Annotated in this window: 16 protein-coding genes; 7 read left to right on the forward strand and 9 right to left on the reverse strand. The window is 68.2% G+C overall.

Going from position 1 to position 17,818, the window contains the following annotated elements:
* Nucleotides 1-8 precede the first annotated feature (8 nt).
* The 5 genes from ASF20_RS08210 to ASF20_RS08230 all read right to left on the reverse strand — a co-directional run bounded on the left by ASF20_RS08210 (nucleotide 9) and on the right by ASF20_RS08230 (nucleotide 5,361).
* The gene (locus ASF20_RS08210; protein WP_056210987.1) at nucleotides 9-1,187 is read right to left on the reverse strand and encodes a malate--CoA ligase subunit beta; all 1,179 of its coding nucleotides are present in this window, start codon (nucleotides 1,185-1,187) and stop codon (nucleotides 9-11) included.
* 272 nt (nucleotides 1,188-1,459) lie between these two features.
* On the reverse strand, nucleotides 1,460-2,101 hold the full coding sequence (fchA, locus tag ASF20_RS08215) for a methenyltetrahydrofolate cyclohydrolase (RefSeq protein WP_056272830.1): 642 nt from the start codon (nucleotides 2,099-2,101) through the stop codon (nucleotides 1,460-1,462).
* Between the two features lie 5 nt (nucleotides 2,102-2,106).
* Nucleotides 2,107-2,967 carry an NADP-dependent methylenetetrahydromethanopterin/methylenetetrahydrofolate dehydrogenase gene (locus tag ASF20_RS08220; RefSeq protein WP_056272833.1) on the reverse strand — a complete coding sequence of 287 codons (861 nt, stop codon included), beginning with the start codon at nucleotides 2,965-2,967 and terminating at the stop codon, nucleotides 2,107-2,109.
* A gap of 116 nt (nucleotides 2,968-3,083) precedes the next feature.
* Entirely contained in the window at nucleotides 3,084-4,022 is a 939-nt protein-coding gene (locus tag ASF20_RS08225) for a D-2-hydroxyacid dehydrogenase (RefSeq protein WP_056210981.1), read from the reverse strand.
* A gap of 130 nt (nucleotides 4,023-4,152) precedes the next feature.
* Nucleotides 4,153-5,361 (reverse strand): aminotransferase class V-fold PLP-dependent enzyme, encoded by a 1,209-nt coding sequence (locus tag ASF20_RS08230; protein WP_056210979.1) that lies wholly within the window; start codon nucleotides 5,359-5,361, stop codon nucleotides 4,153-4,155.
* A gap of 586 nt (nucleotides 5,362-5,947) precedes the next feature.
* Between ASF20_RS08230 and ASF20_RS08235 the strand changes: the two genes are divergently transcribed.
* The 3 genes from ASF20_RS08235 (at nucleotide 5,948) to ASF20_RS08245 (ending at nucleotide 8,530) form a co-directional block, all read left to right on the forward strand.
* Nucleotides 5,948-6,769: a UDP-2,3-diacylglucosamine diphosphatase gene (locus ASF20_RS08235; protein WP_056272837.1), complete on the forward strand. Its 822-nt coding sequence runs from the start codon at nucleotides 5,948-5,950 to the stop codon at nucleotides 6,767-6,769.
* Complete coding sequence (locus tag ASF20_RS08240; RefSeq protein WP_056272839.1) at nucleotides 6,766-7,836, forward strand: glycosyltransferase family 1 protein; 1,071 nt, start codon at nucleotides 6,766-6,768, stop codon at nucleotides 7,834-7,836. The genes ASF20_RS08235 and ASF20_RS08240 overlap by 4 nt, the downstream gene beginning before the upstream one ends.
* A gap of 64 nt (nucleotides 7,837-7,900) precedes the next feature.
* Complete coding sequence (locus ASF20_RS08245) at nucleotides 7,901-8,530, forward strand: ribonuclease HII (protein WP_056272842.1); 630 nt, start codon at nucleotides 7,901-7,903, stop codon at nucleotides 8,528-8,530.
* On the opposite strand, the gene ASF20_RS08250 is transcribed toward ASF20_RS08245, so the two are convergent.
* Complete coding sequence (locus tag ASF20_RS08250) at nucleotides 8,496-9,620, reverse strand: PA0069 family radical SAM protein (RefSeq protein WP_056272845.1); 1,125 nt, start codon at nucleotides 9,618-9,620, stop codon at nucleotides 8,496-8,498. The two genes, ASF20_RS08245 and ASF20_RS08250, sit on opposite strands and share 35 nt — an antisense overlap.
* 169 nt (nucleotides 9,621-9,789) lie before the next feature.
* Between ASF20_RS08250 and ASF20_RS08255 the strand changes: the two genes are divergently transcribed.
* Nucleotides 9,790-10,311 carry a hypothetical protein gene (locus ASF20_RS08255; protein ID WP_056272847.1) on the forward strand — a complete coding sequence of 174 codons (522 nt, stop codon included), beginning with the start codon at nucleotides 9,790-9,792 and terminating at the stop codon, nucleotides 10,309-10,311.
* A gap of 30 nt (nucleotides 10,312-10,341) precedes the next feature.
* Here the strand turns inward: ASF20_RS08255 and moaB are convergent, their stop codons facing one another.
* From moaB to ASF20_RS08270, 3 genes are all read right to left on the reverse strand, one after another.
* A complete protein-coding gene (gene moaB, locus ASF20_RS08260; protein WP_056272850.1) occupies nucleotides 10,342-10,899 on the reverse strand; it encodes a molybdenum cofactor biosynthesis protein B in 558 nt (185 codons plus the stop codon).
* Between the two features lie 85 nt (nucleotides 10,900-10,984).
* Nucleotides 10,985-11,896: a neutral zinc metallopeptidase gene (locus ASF20_RS08265; RefSeq protein ID WP_056272852.1), complete on the reverse strand. Its 912-nt coding sequence runs from the start codon at nucleotides 11,894-11,896 to the stop codon at nucleotides 10,985-10,987.
* Between the two features lie 103 nt (nucleotides 11,897-11,999).
* Nucleotides 12,000-12,893 (reverse strand): uracil-DNA glycosylase, encoded by an 894-nt coding sequence (locus ASF20_RS08270; protein ID WP_056272854.1) that lies wholly within the window; start codon nucleotides 12,891-12,893, stop codon nucleotides 12,000-12,002.
* Nucleotides 12,894-13,131: 238 nt separating this feature from the next.
* Between ASF20_RS08270 and ASF20_RS08275 the strand changes: the two genes are divergently transcribed.
* The 3 genes from ASF20_RS08275 (at nucleotide 13,132) to ASF20_RS08285 (ending at nucleotide 17,769) form a co-directional block, all read left to right on the forward strand.
* Nucleotides 13,132-14,793 carry an electron transfer flavoprotein-ubiquinone oxidoreductase gene (locus tag ASF20_RS08275; protein WP_056210961.1) on the forward strand — a complete coding sequence of 554 codons (1,662 nt, stop codon included), beginning with the start codon at nucleotides 13,132-13,134 and terminating at the stop codon, nucleotides 14,791-14,793.
* 165 nt (nucleotides 14,794-14,958) lie between these two features.
* The gene (locus tag ASF20_RS08280) at nucleotides 14,959-16,812 is read left to right on the forward strand and encodes a tetratricopeptide repeat protein (protein WP_056272856.1); all 1,854 of its coding nucleotides are present in this window, start codon (nucleotides 14,959-14,961) and stop codon (nucleotides 16,810-16,812) included.
* 81 nt (nucleotides 16,813-16,893) lie between these two features.
* Complete coding sequence (locus ASF20_RS08285; RefSeq protein ID WP_056273711.1) at nucleotides 16,894-17,769, forward strand: 4-(cytidine 5'-diphospho)-2-C-methyl-D-erythritol kinase; 876 nt, start codon at nucleotides 16,894-16,896, stop codon at nucleotides 17,767-17,769.
* Nucleotides 17,770-17,818: the final 49 nt, after the last annotated feature.

The raw sequence follows: 17,818 nt of genomic DNA on the forward strand, positions 1-17,818 counted from the left end.
CCCCGTTCTTAGTTGGCGCGCTTGGTCGCGGCGCAGGCCTCGACGGCCTTGGCGGCGGCGTCGGACAGGCTGTTGGCGGTGATGAGGTCGAGGCCGCTCTCGGCCAGGATCTTCTGGCCCGCCTCGACGTTCGTGCCGGCGAGCCGCACGATCAGCGGCACGTCGATCTTCACCTCGCGCGCCGCCTGAATGACGCCCTGCGCGACCCAGTCGCAGCGGTTGATGCCAGCGAAGATGTTGACGAGGATCGCCTTCACGTTGCGATCCGACAGGACGAGGCGGAAGGCCGTGGCGACCCGGTCCGGCGAGGCGCCGCCACCGACATCGAGGAAGTTCGCGGGCTCGCCGCCGGCATGCTTGATCATGTCCATGGTGGCCATGGCGAGGCCGGCGCCGTTGACGATGCAGCCGATCTCACCCTCGAGGCCGATATACGAGAGGTTGTGCTCAGCGGCCTGGGCCTCGCGCGGGTCGCCCTGCGAGGGGTCGTGCATGTCGGCGATGTTGCGCCGGCGGAACATGGCGTTGTCGTCGAAGGACATCTTGGCGTCGAGCGCCAGGACCCGGTCGTCCTTGGTGACGACCAGGGGGTTGATCTCCAGCATGGTGCCGTCGCAATCGCGGAACGCCCGGTAGGCGTTCATGATCGTCTTCACGGCGGCCGACACCTGCTTGATATTGAGGCCGAGCTGGAACGCGATCTCGCGGGCCTGGAACTGCTGCAGGCCGACGGCGGGTTCGACGACCACCTGGATCAACGCCTCCGGCTCATTGGCGGCGATCTCCTCGATGTCCATGCCGCCGCGCTGGGAGGCGATGACCCGCACGCGCTCGGCCTTCCGGTCGAGGACGTAGCCGAGGTAGAGTTCGCGCTCGAACGGATCCGCGGTCTCGACGTAGACGCGCTGGACCGGCTTGCCCTCGGGCCCCGTTTGGAGGGTCACGAGGCGCTTGCCGAGGAGGTCCTTGGCGGCGTCGCGCACCTCGTTGTAGGTCCGGCACAGCTTGATCCCGCCGGCCTTGCCGCGGGCGCCGGCGTGGATCTGCGCCTTCACGGCCCAGAACGATCCGCCGAGCTCGGTCGCGGCGTAGACCGCCTGGTCGGCGCTGAAGGCCACGGCTCCCTTGGGAACGGCGACACCGAAGCCGGCAAGCAGTTCCTTGGCTTGGTACTCGTGCACGTCCATCAGCGTTCTCCTCGGCGTTTCTTTCTTGGGGCGACTGTCTCGTAAATTTCACTTCACGGAAAGTGCTTCGCCATTTATATTTTTTTAAATTACCGTTCACTCTGCCTTGAGGGACGGTGAACTGTATTCATTTTGCACAAGAGCTGCCCCGATGGCGTCGGGAGCAGCTCTTGTTACCTCTGATCGTCCGGTTTGTCTTGCGCCGATGCCTCGCGGAACCGCCCGGACGTTCCCGAGGCCGACTCACCTCGGGTCCCGGGTCGGATCGCGCCTCAGTTCACCTTGGCCTTGACGACCTCATAGATGGACTCGTTCAGTGGACCGGCCGAGCCCAGGAGGGTTTCGAGTTCGCGCAGGCGCTCGTCGGCGAAAGCGCGGTCGTCGAGGCCCTTGGCGTTGACGTAGACGTTCAGGGCCGCGCTGCGCAGGCCCGCATGCGCGGAGAGCACCGCAACACCGGCATCCGAGATCACGTTCAGGTTGCCCTTGTCGGCGACCGTCTGGGCGAGGTCGATGACCTTGCGGCAGGCGCGGCAACATTCGAGCGGCACGTCGGTGGCGACCTTGAGGGCGGCCTGGATCCGGTCCGCCCGCGCGGCCTTCTCCTCGTCGGTGGTCTTGGGAAGCCCATAGGCGCCCATGACCGCGTCGAAGGCCTCGACGTCGTCGGCGATCATGCCGGTGAGTTCGGCGCGCAGGGCCTCGGACTGTCCGAGGATCTCCGTGAGCTCGCCCTCGACCTCGACGTACTTCTTCTTCCCGATGGTGAGGTTGCACACCATGCTGAGGAGGGCGGCACCCATGGCGCCCGAGATGGCGGCGGCACCGCCGCCGCCGGGCGTGGGCGCCGAACTCGCCAGACCATCCAGGAAGGTCTGGATCGTCTCGTGCGCGGGATTCTCTTTCTCCGTCATGGCGATCAGGCCATCTTCTTGGCGAGCGCGTAGATCGCCTCGGCGTCGAGCACCTGCTCGGTGTTGTCGAATAGCTGGCCGACGCAGGCGCGGTGCAGCTTGAGCTTCAGGCCGCCGATGCCGAGCGCGCCGAACACTTTCTTGCCGTGCCGATCCTTGCCCTTGTCCATGGCCTCGATGCCGCCGAAGCCGAGGGGCGGCTGGGCGTTGTAATCGGAGACGAACTCGATGCTGGCCTCGTCCTTCCAGGCGTCCTCGGGCAGGAGCTCGAGGCCGATGGCGCCGGCCGAGAACACGAGGTTTTGGCCCTTGACGATCTGTGCGCGCGAGGCGGCGTCGGGCGTCTCGGCGGCCTTGATGTTCACCTTGAAGCGGGTGTTGATCAGGTCGGCGGCGGCCTGGGCCTTGTCGAGGGAGCGACCGCACAGGATGACGTCGGCGCCTTCCTGCGCGAGGAGCGCGGCCGAGCGCATGCCGACCGGGCCGGTGCCCGCGAGCACGACGGCCTTCTTGCCCTGCAGCGACCCGGCCGCCTTTTGCACCAGCGCGACGCCGGCGGCGGCGGTGGTGTTGGAACCGTTGGAATCGAGCATGATCGAGACGCGGAACGGGCCGAAGAAGCGCTTCTTCACCGCCTCAAACACGGCCTCGCCCGCCGCCATGCTGCCGCCGCCGACGAAGATCGCCGTCGACTTCTTCTCGGAGCCGCCGCGGGTGTAGATCGTGCCGTCGACCAGTGCGCCGACATTGTCCGGAGTGACGTTGCCGTAGCCGGTGATGTGATCCGCGCCGCCATCGTAACCGACGACCACGTCGAACACGCTCGGGACGGCGTCGGTGTCGAATTGGAACAGCAGCTTCTTCATGTCTTCAGGATCCCTGTCGGTTCCGCGCTCGGCGCGGCTGGCGTTTGGTTTCGATTTGGTCGATCGCTTCGGCGATCACGATGCGCCCCCGCGCGAGTGGGGAGCGCGGGCCCGCGTCACACTACGTTCTGCGGCTTGCCGGCGACGAAGGCCTCAACATTGTCGACGAGCTGGTCGGCGAGAATCTGCATGGCCTCCTTGCTGGCCCAGGCCACGTGCGGCGTGACGATGAGGTTGGGCAGGTCGAGCTCGCACAGGATGTTGCCGTTCTTGGGCGGCTCGGTCATCACCACGTCGAAGCCGGCGCCGCCGATGGTGCCCGCCTTAAGGGCTTCGGCCAGAGCCTCCTCGTCGACGAGGCCGCCGCGCGCGGTGTTGATGAGGAGCGCGTGCTTCTTCATCTTCGCGAGTTGTTCGCGCCCGATCATGTTGCGGGTTTCGGGCGTCAGCGGCGCGTGCAGCGTGATGACGTCGGACTCGCGCAGGATCGTCTCGAAGTCGACGAGGCCCTCCTGGGGGAACACGTCGTAGGCGATGACCGTCATGCCGAGGGCTTCCGCCCGCTTGGCGATGGACTTGCCGAGCGCGCCGTAGCCGACGATGCCCAGCGTCGAGCCGGCGATGTCGTGGATCGGGTAGTCGAAGTAGCAGAATTGGGTCGACTTCGCCCAATCGCCCCGGCGCACGGAGTTGGCGTAGGGCACGATGGCCCGGCGCAGGGCGAACATCAGGCCGATCACGTGCTCGGGCACGGTGTTGAAGGCGTAGCCGCGGATGTTGACGACGGTGATGCCCTGGGCCTTGGCGGCCTCCTTGTCGACCACGTCGGTGCCGGTGGCGGCCACCGCGATCAGCTTGAGGTCGGGGAGCTGCTTAAGGGTTTCGGCCCGCATCGGGACCTTGTTGATCAGCGCGATCTCGGCACCCTTCAGGCGCTCGACGATCTCCTCCGGCGTCCAGGTCGACTCGTACTCGACGTACTCGTGGGGGAAGTTGAACTCACGGACCTTGGCGTCCAGGGACTCGCGGTCGAGGAACACGATCTTCTTCGTCATGGAATCCTCTGGCCGATCCGGCCAAGTCTCGGATAGGGCACGTCACGGGTGGGGTCGAGGTCGTGGCCGGGATGGGCGAACCCATCCCGGCCGAACGTCTGGCTTCGAAAGATCCGGAACCCGGGGAGGCTCAGGACTTCGAGAGCGGGTTCTCGCGCAGGTAGCTCGAGGCGGCGGCGACGCCGGAGCCGGGCTGGACCTTCACGCCGTGATCGAGCATCGACATCTCGGCACCCGCGATGGCGCCCAGCAGCGACAGTTCGTTCATGTCACCGACGTGACCGATGCGGAACACCTTGCCGGCCACCTGGCTCAGACCGGCGCCGAGCGCCAAGTTGTAGCGCACGTAGGCGTGCTTGATGATCGCGGCGGCGTCGACGCCCTCCGGCACCAGGATGGCCGTGACCGTGTCGGAGTTCCACTTGGGCTCCTTGGCACAGGTCTTCAGGCCCCAGGCGGCCACGGCCTGGCGGGTCGCCTCGCCGAGGACGTGATGGCGGTGGTAGACGTTCTCGAGGCCTTCCTCGTTAAGGCAGGCCAGGGCCTCGCGCAGGCCGTAGAGCAGCGGCAGCGACGGGGTGTAGGGGAAGTAGCCGGCCGGGTTCTGCTTCTGGTGGTCGGCCCAGTCGAAGTACACGTGTGCGAGGCGGTCGTTCTGGCCCGACGAGGTGTCGGCGGCCTTGAGCGCCTTCTGGCTGACGCAGATTACGCCGAGGCCGGCGGGGAGCATCAGGCCCTTCTGCGAGCCGGCGATGGCGCAATCGACCTTCCACTCGTCCATCTTGAAGGGGAGCGAGCCGATCGAGGAGACGCCGTCGACGAACAGCAGGGCCGGGTGGCCGGCGGCGTCGATCGCCTTGCGCACGGCACCGACATCGCTGGTGACGCCGGTGGCGGTCTCGTTATGGACGACCATGACGGCCTTGATCTCGTGGTTCTTGTCGGCGCGCAGGGCCTCGCCGATCCGCTCCGGGTTCGCACCCGTGCCCCACTCCTCGTCCTGGACGATGACTTCCAGGCCGAGGCGCTGGGCCATGTCGATCCAGAGGTGGCTGAACTGGCCGAAGCGGGCGGCCAGGACCTTGTCACCGCGTGACAGGGTGTTGGACAGGGCGGATTCCCAGATGCCGGTGCCGGAGGCCGGGAACAGGAAGATGGTGCCCTCGGTCGAACCGTAGACGGCCTTCGTGTCCTGGAAGAGCGGCTTGGTCAGCGTGGGGAAGTCCACCGAACGGTGATCCTCGGACTGCACCATCATCGCGCGCATCACGCGATCCGGGATGTTCGTCGGGCCCGGGACGAACAGGTGGTTCCGGCCGGGACGTCGCGTTGCCGCCATGATGTTTTCTCCGTTTCTCACGTTAGTGACCACACGCGCCCTGGCGTGCGGCGACAATGATGCGCCGAGGGTTGAAGCGGATCGCACGGGGCGTCCCGGGACGATCCCGAGTGCTCGTAGCGGCCGCTGGTTAGATGAATCGCGGGACGAACTCGTACGTGCGCGACCTGTGGACGGATACAGGACCCAGGTCCGCCCGCGCCGAAGAAAGCCCTTCGACGCCCGTCGCCGCGCGCGCCACCGAATACCACAAGCCTCTTCTCCATGGGCCGGGTCGCGCGACACGCGCTGACCGCTGGGCCGTTTCAGCGTCGTCGTCCCCGGGGACGGCACCCTTAGTTCGCCTCGATGGGCTCCGGTCATGCGTTCTCGAACGCCGCCCGGTGGGGCACCTTGAGCGGGACTATGCCCGGCTTCCCGCCGAAAGGAAAACCCGAAATACTTGGTCTCAAATCAAAATTTTTTTTGTGGAAGAAGAGCTTACGTCGCGGCGCCGAAGGCGGCCGGTCTGGCGAGGCCGACGTCATCAAACTGATACGGGAATCCGGTTTGGCTCCAGGGATCGGAGGCTGTCCCGGAGGCGAACGTGGGCGAAGACACCGAGACGACCCGCGTCCGGACCCTGTTCCTGTCCGACATGCATCTGGGGACCAAGGGTTGCCAAGCCGATCTGCTGCTCGAATTTCTGCGTGATTACGATGCGGACGAGATCTACCTCGTCGGCGACATCGTGGATGGCTGGCAACTCAAGTCCGGCTGGTACTGGCCGCAGAGCCACAACGACGTCGTGCAGAAGCTCATGCGCAAGGTCCGCAAGGGCTCGACGCTGGTCTACGTCCCGGGCAACCACGACGAGTTCCTGCGCGACTATATCGGCATGACCTTCGGTGGCATCGAAATCGCCGATCAGCGGGTGCATGAGGCCGCCGACGGCAAGCGCTACCTCGTCATCCACGGCGACCAATTCGACATGGTGGTCCGCCATGCCCGGTGGCTCGCGTTCCTGGGCGACGGCGCCTACACCTTCGCCCTCTTCGTGAACACCTACGTCAACACCGTGCGCCGCCGCCTCGGCCTCGCCTACTGGTCGCTCTCCGCCTGGGCCAAGCTGAAGGTCAAGAACGCCGTCAACTTCATCGGCAAGTTCGAGGAATTGCTCAGCGCCGAGGCCAAGCGCGTCGGGGCCGACGGGGTGATCTGCGGCCACATCCACCACGCGGCCAACCGGCAGATCAACGGTCTCACCTACCTGAACACCGGCGACTGGGTGGAATCCTGCACCGCCATCGTCGAGCACTACGACGGCTCCATGGAGGTGTTGCACTATCCGAGCCTGCTGAGGGCCCGCGCCGGGCTGACCGATCTCGTCGGACGCACGCGGCCCGACGGAGCCCGGGCGGTCGCGTGAGGCTCCTCATCGCGACGGATGCCTGGCATCCGCAAGTCAACGGCGTGGTCCGCTCCCTGGAGAACATGGCCGCGGCGGGGGCTGCCTACGGCTTCGACCCGGTGTTCCTGACCCACCAGGACTTCGCCTCCCTCCCCCTGCCGGGCTATCCCGAGATTCGGGTCGCCTACGCCACCAAGCGGCACGTGGCACGCCTCTGGGACGATCTGCAGCCCACCCACGTCCACATCTCCACGGAAGGGACCGTGGGCTATGCCACGCGGCGATACTGCCTCGCCCATGGCCGTCCGTTCACCACGAGCTATCACACCCGCTTCCCGGAATACCTCTCCGCCCGGGCCCCCGTGCCCGAAACCTGGAGCTATGCCTGGCTGCGCCGGTTCCATGGCGCGGCCAACGGCACCATGGTCTCGACCTCCTCCCTGGAGCGCGACCTCCACGCGCGCGGCTTCACCAACCTGATGCGCTGGACGCGCGGCGTCGACACCGAGCTGTTCCGGCCTCGCCCGCCGGATGCGCCGGACCTTGCCGGGCTGCCGCGGCCGATCTTCCTCTCGGTGGGACGGCTCGCGGTGGAGAAGAACCTCGAGGCGTTCCTGCGCCTCGATCTGCCTGGAACGAAGGTCGTCGTCGGCGACGGCCCGGATCGGGCGCGCCTCGCGGGGATTGCGCCGGCGGCCCGCTTTCTCGGCATCCGCACCGGCGCCGCCCTCGCCGCCCTCTACGCCGCTGCCGACGTCTTCGTGTTTCCGAGCCTGACCGACACCTTCGGAATCGTGCTTCTCGAAGCCCTCGCCTGTGGCGTCCCCGTGGCCGCCTATCCCGTCACCGGGCCCCTCGACGTCATCGGCCGGACCGGTGCCGGCGTCCTCGATCACGACTTGCGTGCGGCCGCCCTGGCCGCCTTGGCAATTCCGCGGGAGCGTTGCCGCAGCGAAGCCCTGCGGTACACCTGGGCCGAGAGCGCGCGGCAGTTCTACGACAACATCGCTCAAGCCCATGGCAGCACGTCCGTCCGGGTACGGGCCGCGGGCACGCCATCGCGGGGCATCGTCGAACTCGGCTGACGCGTGGACCCGACTGACCGCGCACGCTAGGGGAAGGGATCAGCCCCCTGCCCGGACCCTGCCGATGCCGCCCTTCGACCCGCGCCTGGCGGAGACCTACCCGGCCGTGATCGGCTGCGACGAGGTTGGGCGGGGGGCCCTCTGCGGCCCGGTGATCGTCGCGGCGGTGTGGTTCGCGCCGGCTGCATTCCCGCCCGAGCTTCTGGCGCGTCTCGACGACAGCAAGCGCCTGAAGGCGGCCGAGCGCGAGGCGTTGACTCCACTCATCCGGGCGTGGGCCCGCGTCGCGGTGGCGGCCGGATCGCGCGCGCTGGTGGATCGGATCAACGTCCGCGCCGCCACCCTCGACGCCATGCAGCGCGCGGTCCTCGGCCTGCATCTCGACGCACCGGTCTGGGTCGACGGCCGCGACACGATTCCGGGACTCGCCCTCCCCGGCCGCGCCGTAGTGGGCGGCGACCGGCTGGTGCCGCAGATCGCCGCCGCCTCCATCGTGGCCAAGACCCTGCGCGACGCATTGATGCGTCGGCTGGCCGGGCGCTACCCGGACTACGGCTGGGCGAGCAACGTCGGCTACGGCACGCGCACCCATCTCGCCGGCCTCGCACACCGCGGCCGCTCGCCCCATCATCGGCTCAGCTTCACGCGCGCCTACGATCTCAGAACAGGCTCAACTGGTCGCGCGGAACCCTAAACAGATCGACGCGCAGGCGACGACGGACTTCGGGATAGCCGAGGCGCTGCCGGGCGAGCCGCATGCGCTGGCGGATCAGGTCGGCATAGGCGCCGGTGCCGGTCATCCGCGTGCCGAAAGCGGCGTCATAGGCCTTTCCGCCCCGCGCGGCGCGGACCAGCGACATGACGTGGCGCTGGCGACCTGGGTAATGCTCGGCGAACCAGTCGTTCACCAGGTCATCGAGTTCGAGCGGCAGGCGCAGGAGTACGTGGCTCGCCTCCACGGCGCCGAGCGCCCGGGCCCGGGCGAGGATCGCCTCGAGCTCGTGGTCGTTCAACGAAGGGAAGATCGGCGCGGCGATGACCATCACGGGAATGCCCGCGGCGCTCAGGCGGGCAATCGCGTCCAGGCGCTTTTGCGGATGCGGCGCGCGGGGCTCCAGCCGGCGTGCCAGGACTGGATCGAGGGTGGTCACCGAGATCGCGACCTTCACGAGACCGTTGCGCGCGAGGTCGGTGAGGAGGTCGAGATCGCGCACGACGAGATTCGATTTCGTCACGATGCCGACCGGGTGGCGGAACCGCGCCAGGACCTCCAGCACCGCGCGGGTTACGCGATGCTCCCGTTCGATCGGCTGGTAGGGATCGGTGGCGGTGCCCAGGGCCATGGTGGCGGGACGGTAGCCCGGTACCGACAACTCCGCTTTGAGCAGAGCGCCGGCACCCACCTTCCGGAACAGCTTGGTCTCGAAGTCGAGGCCCGGTGAGAGGCCGACATAGGCGTGGTTCGGACGGGCGAAGCAGTAGACGCAGCCGTGCTCGCAGCCGCGGTAGGGATTGATCGAGCGATCGAACGAGATGTCGGGCGAGGTGTTGCGGGTGATCAGCGTGCGGGCATGCTCCGGCCGCACCTCGGTCCGGACGGGGACCGCCTCCTCGTTGCCGGACCAGCCGTCGTCGAAGGTTTCCCGTCGGGCCGCCTCGTACCGTCCGCTCGGATTGGCCGTGGCACCCCGGCCCCGCCGCCCCATCGGCTGCGGTGTGGTCTCGCCGAGGCGTCGCGCAGCCGCGGGGCCGGCGGACGATGGGCGAGTGGCGTCTGCTGGCATGGGCGAGGTTCATCCATTGGGATCGGACGAGAACGTATCATGAACAAATGCTCGGGGCGCTGCAAAAATTTCAGGCAGAACGCGTGTCGTGTCGCGTTTCCACCCATTTGCGTCCTCTGCGTCGCCGCGATGTGGCTTGGCGCTACGCGAAAATACGGTATGCGCGCGCATGCTTTCGGCTCTCATCTCCGTGGCGCGGCCTGCCGACCCCGATTCCGTCGATCATCTCGCCGATACGCTAGGCGCGCTGGTCGCCGGAGTTGCGGCGGGACTCGTCGGTGACGCGGTGATCGTCGTGCCGGTCGCGAATGCGATGATCGAGGCCGTGGCCGAGGCGACCGGCGCGACGGTCGTTCTGCGTGGTCGTGGGTCGTCGCCCTGGTCGGCCGGTGCGAAGATCGCGCGCCGGGACTGGGTGCTGTGTCTCGAGGCCGGCGATGTTCCCGCCGAGGGTTGGATCCGTCTTCTGGACCGCTTCATCGGGACGGCCCGCCCGGAGGTGTCTTTGGCCCGCTTGCGCCGCCCCCATACCGGCCTGCCGGCACGCCTGGCCGCCGGAGGGGAGCGCGTCATCGGCGTGAACGCTCCACGCCCAGGCGATCTGGTGCGCCGCGAACGCCTGCTGGCGGGCCCGAAATTCAACCGCCGTTTGAAGGCCCGTCCGCTCGCGGCGCGCCTCGACCGGGCGTAATCGCCGCGGATCGCGGGTCGACCGTCCCGCCTACACCGAGATCGAAGCGCCGCGACGCAGGTGCTCGTCCAGGCGGGGCATGATCTCGACGAAGTTGCAGGGCCGATGGCGGTAGTCGAGCTGCGCGGCCAGGATGCCGTCCCAAGCGTCGCGGCAGGCGCCGGGAGAGCCGGGCAGAACGAAGATGTAGGTCGCGTTCGCGACGCCCGCCGTGGCGCGTGACTGCAAGGTCGAGGTTCCGATCTTGTCGTAGGAAATGCGGTGGAAGACGGCCGAGAAACCATCCATGCGCTTCTCGAACAGGGGCTCGATTGCCTCGGGCGTCACGTCGCGACCCGTGAAACCGGTGCCGCCCGTGGTGATGACCACGTCGACGGCCGGGTCACGGCTCCAGCGATCGACCTGTCCGCGGATCGCCTCGACCTCGTCGGGGACGATGGCGCGGGCGGCCAGGGTGTGCCCCGCTGCCGTGAGGCGCTCGACGAGGGTGTTGCCGGAGCGGTCGTCCCCCTCGCTGCGGGTGTCCGATACCGTGAGGACCGCGATGGCCAGCGGGATGAAGCTGCGGGTCTTGTCGGATGCGACCATCTTGGAATGCCTTCAACCGAACGCGGGCGGGACAGGACCGATCCTACGCGAAAGTCCCGCCCCCCGACAGCGCGCCGGCTGCAGCTCAGTTCCGCGCGGCCCGGAACGTGTCGCAGGATTTCGTCTGTCCGCTGCGATAGCCGGTCATGAACCAGCGCATCCGCTGCTCGGATGAGCCGTGCGTGAAGGAATCCGGCACGGCATACCCCTGCGACTGCTTCTGAAGCTTGTCGTCACCGATGGCGCTCGCCGCCTGCATCGCCTCTTCGATGTCGCCCTGCTCCAGAGCGTTATACTTGTCGTTGGAATTCTTGGCCCAGACGCCCGCGAGGCAGTCGGCCATGAGCTCGGTGCGCACGGACAGCTGGTTCGCCTCGGTCTTGCTCGACGCGTTCTGCTGGCGGCCCTGGACCTTGCCAAGAATGCCGAGTTCGTCCTGCACGTGGTGGCCAACCTCATGGGCGATGACGTAGGCGTAGGCAAAGTCGCCCTTCACGCCGAACTTCTGCTCCATCTCCTTGAAGAACGAAGTGTCGAGATAGACCTTCTTGTCGATCGGACAGTAGAACGGCCCCATGGCGGCCTGGGCCGAGCCGCAGCCGCTGCGGGTGCCGCCGGTGTAGAGCACCATCGCGGTCGGGCGGTACTGGCGGCCCGTCTGGTTCGGCAGGACCTCCTTCCACACGTCCTCGGTGTTGCCGAGGATCGCGGCGGCGAAGCGCCCGCTCTCGTCCGTCGGCTTGGTCTTGCGCTGGGCCTGGGTCTGGGGGTCGACCTGCTCCTGGCGCGGGCGTCCTCCGCCGGACATCTGCTCGGCACCGCCGATCAGGACCGCCGGGTTGATGCCCGTGACCCAGCCGATGATGCACAGGATCACGATGGTGCCGATGCCAAGGCCACCGGCTCCGCCGCCGGGAAAGCCGAACCCACCACCGCCACCACCTTCGCCGCGCCGATCCTCGACATTGTCCGACGAGCGGAAATCTTCCCAGCGCATGATCTCGTTACACCCTGTCCGGCCACGCGGCGTCACACACGGCCGCGTGAAGTAAGTCGCAGCTACGGGATACGGTTCCGCTTGGGCGCCGGCCCGAGCGGGCTCAGGCCTTCCCGTCGAGGGCGGCGCGCAAGGTCCGGAAGTCCCGCCAGGCGAGGCGCTTCTGCAGCGGCTGGCGCAGGAGATAGGCCGGATGCAGCGTCGCCAGGGCACGGATCTCGCGGCTCCCGACGCGGTAGGGGTAGAAGCGACCGCGCGCCTTCAAGATGCCGTCCTTGGTGCCGGTGATCGCCTGCGTGGCCGGGCTGCCGAGGCAGACGATGAGGTCCGGATCGGCGAGTTCGATCTGCCGTTCGATGAACGGCCTGCAGATCGAGACCTCCTGCGGGGTCGGGTTGCGGTTCCCCGGCGGCCGCCACGGGACGATGTTGGTGACGTAAGCGTTCGTCCGGTCGAGGCCGATGGCCGCCATCATGCGGTCGAGAAGCTTGCCCGAACGGCCCATGAAGGGTTTGCCGACGCGGTCCTCGTCGGCCCCCGGGGCCTCGCCGATGAACATCAGCTTTGCCGCCGGATTGCCGTCGGCGAAGACGAGGTTCTTGGCGGTGAATTTCAGCGGGCAACCATCGAAGCCGGCGAGCAGCGCCTCCAGCTCGTCGAGGCTCTGCACGTCGCGGGCCCGCGCACGGGCATCGCCGGCCGCCTCCCCAGGCTTGGACGCGGCCGACTGGCCGAAGGTCCGGGCCGGCGGCGGGGCCGCGCCGCGCTGGGGCAAATCGGCCAGGACCATGCCGGCGCCGGGCAAGGGTGGGCGCGACGGGGCCGGTGCGTCGCGCAGAGGCGCGGGCCGTGCGGGAGGCGCCGTCATCGGCTCGGGCGCCTCGGCCTCCGAGAAGCGATCGTGGGGCGCCTCGTCGAGGAAGAGGTCGAGTCCGGCTTCGACGTGAAAATCGAGGCTGGCGATGAGATCCCGCTGTCGGTCGTCGCTCTGACTCATGATCCCGATGTGGCGCCTCTCGCAGTTGTGGACAACCGGGCATGCGACGCTGCGCACTGCCTTTTGAACCGCGCGACATCGTCACCCGCTGCCCCCGAGACCTTGGCGCCGCTTGCGTTCTCAGGTTGGAATGGGTTGAGAGTGATCGCCGGACACGGGATCGTCGGTCCGTAGACGGACGATCGGGACGAATGACGAGGGCCCCGCGGCAGAGCAGGGCCTCACAGGAGGATGACGGATGGCGCTGCCCGAACGCGAGGCGATGGAATTCGACGTGGTCATCGTGGGGGCCGGGCCGGCCGGGCTCGCGACCGCCATCCGCCTCAAGCAGTTGTCCGCCGATGCCAGCATCGTCGTGGTGGAGAAGGGCTCAGAAGTCGGTGCCCACATCCTGTCGGGCGCGGTGATCGATCCCTCGGGCCTCGACGGCCTGCTGCCCGGCTGGCGCCAGGACGAGGCGCGCCCGCTCAAGACGGCGGTCGCGCGCGACGAGTTCATGTTCCTGACCAAGAACAGCGGCCTCACCATGCCGAACCTGTTCTTCCCCAAGCTGATGTCGAACCACGGCAACTTCGTGGGCTCGCTCTCGAACGTGACGAAGTATCTCGGCGCCAAGGCCGAGGAGCTCGGCGTCGAGATCTACCCGGGCTTCCCGGCATCCGAGGTGCTTTACGACGAATCCGGCGTCGTCGTGGGCGTCGCCACGGGCGACCTCGGCATCGGCAAGTCCGGTGAGCCGCGCGACGACTACACCCGCGGCATGGAGTTGCGGGCCAAGTACACGGTCTTCGGTGAGGGCGCGCGCGGATCGCTGACCAAGACGGTGATCGATCGCTTCAAGCTCAACGCTTACAGCGACCACCAGAAGTACGGCCTCGGCGTCAAGGAACTCTGGCAGCTCGCCCCTGACAAGTTCCAGGCCGGCCTCGTGCAGCACACCATGGGCTGGCCCCTGCCGAACAAGGCCGGCGGCGGCTCTTGGCTCTACCATTTCGACGACGGCCTGCTCTCGGTCGGCTTCGTCACGCACCTGAACTACGAGAATCCGACCCTGTCGCCGTTCGAGGAGTTCCAGCGCTTCAAGACCCACCCGATGATCGCCGAGACCTTCGACGGGGCCAAGCGCATCGGCTACGGCGCGCGCGCCATCATGGAGGGCGGCTGGCAATCGGTGCCGAAGCTCGTGTTCCCGGGCGGCTGCCTCGTGGGCGACTCCGCCGGCTTTGTGAACGTGCCCCGCATCAAGGGCTCGCACAATGCGGTCCTCTCCGGCATGCAGGCGGCCGAGGCCCTGGCGCAGGCACTCGAATCCGGCCGGCAGGGCGACGAGCTCGAGACCTACGAGAACGGCTGGCGCGACAGCGCCATCGGCCAGGACCTGAAGCGCGTGCGCAACGTCAAGCCGCTCTGGTCGAAGTACGGCACGCTCGTCGGCGTCGGCCTCGGCGGGCTCGACATGTGGTCGAACACCATCCTGGACGCCTCGCCCTTCGGAACGCTGCGCCACGGGAAGCCGGACCACGCGACGCTGAAGCCGTTGAGCGAGGTGAAGCCGATCGTCTATCCCAAGCCCGACGGCAAGCTGACCTTCGACCGACTCTCCTCGGTCTACCTGTCTAACACCAACCACGAGGAGGACCAGCCGGCCCACCTCAAGGTGCGAAACATGGAGCTGCAGAAGGCCTCCGAGCACGACGTCTACGGTGGCCCGTCGGCCCGCTACTGTCCGGCGGGCGTCTACGAATGGGTGGAGGATGCCGGCGCCAGCGACGGCGTACGCTACCAGATCAACGCCCAGAACTGCGTCCACTGCAAGACCTGCGACATCAAGGATCCGAACCAGAACATCAACTGGGAGACCCCGGAAGGACCGGGCGGGCCGAACTACCCGAACATGTGAGGGGGCCCGCTCTGCCGCCCGGATCACGGTCGAATGAGGGGGGATGGCGGGCGCAGGTGCCGCCATCCTTATGCCTTGCGAGGATGGCGGTAAGAGTCCAGTGTCCCGCCCCGAACGAGCCCGGCCACCGAGATGGCTGGTGCGCAGGAGCCGTGATCGGTGCCCATGAACGGAACAGCCAAAATCAGCCGGACCGGCCGCCGGGTCCTCTCGGCCCTCGCCGTCTGCCTCGCGAACTCGCCGGCGGCCTACGCGGCTCAGCCGCGGGAATCCGCTCCGATCTCCGAGTACGAGCCCGCGGAGTCGCTGGAGGGCAACTTCCTCTCGGCCTACATCGCCGGTGCCTCCAAGGACACCGCAGCCGCCGCGAGCTACTACCGCGAGGCCGTGAAAGCCGATCCCCGCAACGCCGAGCTGCTGGAGCGCGCCTTCGTGTCGCTGCTCGCCGACGGCTCCCTGCCGGACGCCTTCCGGGCCGCCGAACGCCTGACCAGCCGCGACGGATCGAACGGTCTCGCCCAGCTCGCCCTCGGCGTGCGCCAGATCAAGGCGGGACAGTTCGCCCAGGCCCGCCAGAACTTCGCGCGCAGCGGCCGGGGGGCCGCCGCCGACCTGACCGGGACGCTGCTCACCGCGTGGGCCTTCGCCGGGGCCAACGACGGCAAGCGCGCGCTGGAGACCATCAACAAGCTCAAGGGCGAACGCTACTACAACACCTTCCGCGACTTCCATGCCGGGCTGATCGCCAGCCTCGTCGGCGATCAGGCTGAAGCCGAGCGCCGCCTTAAGGCCGCCTACGACGCCGACCGCAACACCCTGCGCATCGTCGACGCCTATGCGCGCTTCGAGGCCCAGGCCGGCCGCACCGACCTCGCGATCCAGGCCTATACCGAGTTTGACAAGCTGCTGCCGCGCCACCCCATCGTGCGCGATGCCCTGACCAAGCTGAAGGAGGGCAAACCCCTCAGCCGCCTCGTCAACTCGGCGCAGGAGGGCGCGGGCGAGGTGCTGTACGGTCTCGGCTCGGCCGGCTCGACCCAGGGCGACGAACTGCCGGCGGTGGTCTATCTGCGCCTCGCCCTCTACCTCGCCCCCGAGCACGCCCTCGCGCGGCTCACCCTTGCCGACATCCTCGACCGGATGAAGCAGACCGAGCGGGCCAACGAGGCCTATTCGCAGATCCCCACCACCTCGCCCCTGCGCCTCAATGCCGATGTCCAGGTCGGACTGAACCTGGAGCAGATGGGCAAGGGCGACGAGGCCATCGCCCATCTTGATGCCGCGATGAAGGCGCATCCGGACGACATCGACGTCGTCACGGCGCTCGGCAACGTCCAGCGTTCGCGCAAGAAGTACGAGGAGGCGGCGGAGACCTACAGCCGTGCCATCGCGCTGATCGGCGACAAGCCGGCCGCGAACTATTGGACGACGTTCTACTTCCGGGGAACCGCCTACGAGCGCGCCAAGCAGTGGCCGAAGGCCGAGGCCGACCTGAAGAAGGCCCTTGAGCTGGTTCCCGCGAGCCAGCCCGGCGCCCGGGCCCAGGTGCTGAACTACCTGGCCTATTCCTGGGTCGATCAGAACATGAACATCGACGAGGCCTTCACGATGCTGAAGCAGGCCGTCGATGCGGCTCCGCGCGACGGCATGATCATCGACAGCTTGGGTTGGGCCTATTTCCGCCTCGGCCGCTGGGACGATGCGGTGCGCGAGCTGGAAAAGGCGATCGAGCTGAAGCCCGGCGATCCGACCATCAACGACCACCTGGGCGACGCCTACTGGCGCGCTGGGCGTCGCCTGGAGGGCAAGTTTCAATGGCAGCACGCCAAGGACCTGAACCCAGAGCCGGACGACCTCGAGAAGATCAATGCCAAGCTCAAGGACGGCTTGCCGGAACTCGAGAAGCCCGCCGCCACCGCCGAGAATCCGCCCGAGAGCAAGGTGAACCCCGAGCTGCCGAAGGGCGCCCCGGCCCCGAACGAGCCCCCGGGCGCGGCCGACAAGAAGAGCGGCGGTTGATCGGCCCGAAGGCTTGACGGAACGCGCGTCGCGAGGCCAGACCGGCCCCGCGATTGCCCGACCCATGAGCCCCGAGTGTCCGTGCCCCTCCTCGTCACCCGCGCTCCGGCGAAGATCAACCTCACCCTTCACGTCCTCGGCCGCCGGGCCGGCGACGGCTATCACGAGCTCGAAAGTCTCGTGGTCTTCACCGGCGCAGGCGACACGCTCAGCCTGGAGCCGGGTCCCGACCTGGCGCTGACCGTTTCGGGGCCGACGGCCCGCCCGGCCGGCCCCCTCGACGACAACCTCGTCATCCGCGCGGCGCGTCATCTCGCCCGCCTTCGGCCCGGTCTCCGCCAGGGCAGCTTCCATCTCGTGAAGCGCCTGCCCGTCGCCGCAGGTATCGGCGGCGGCTCCTCCGACGCCGCGGCGGCCCTGCGCCTTCTGGGCCGCCTGAACGACATCGCCCCCGACGATCCGGACCTGGTCGCGGCCGCCCGTGCCACCGGCGCCGATGTCCCGGTCTGTCTCGTCCCAAGCGCCCGCATGATGGCGGGCGCTGGCGAGGCCGTCGGACCCGCCCTGGATATGACCCCGCTGCCGGCGGTCCTCATCAATCCGGGCGTCCCGGTCGAGACTGCGCCGGTGTTCCGCGCGCTCGGGCTCGCGGTCGGCGATCGCCACGGCACCGGCGCGCATCCCGTCATCGCCCCCGGTCTCGGGGCGGAGGCCCTCCTGCGCGCGATCACCCCTGCCCGCAACGACCTCGAAACCCCGGCGCGGAGCCTCGCCCCGGTGATCGACGTGGCGCTCGGGGCCCTGCGGGCCGCCTCCGGATGCCGCTTGGCGCGGATGTCGGGGTCCGGCGCGACGGTGTTCGGGATTTTCGGGCATCGGTCCGAGGCGGCCCGCGCCGCACGCAGCATCGCGGCAGTTCATCCAGGCTGGTGGGTCACGGCAGCGATGCTGCGCTAAGCATTCGCCCTCTTGGTGGGATAGCAACTTTCCGTGCAACGGCGCCGAC

The organism is Methylobacterium sp. Leaf88, from assembly GCF_001422795.1.
Classification (GTDB): Bacteria; Pseudomonadota; Alphaproteobacteria; order Rhizobiales; family Beijerinckiaceae; genus Methylobacterium.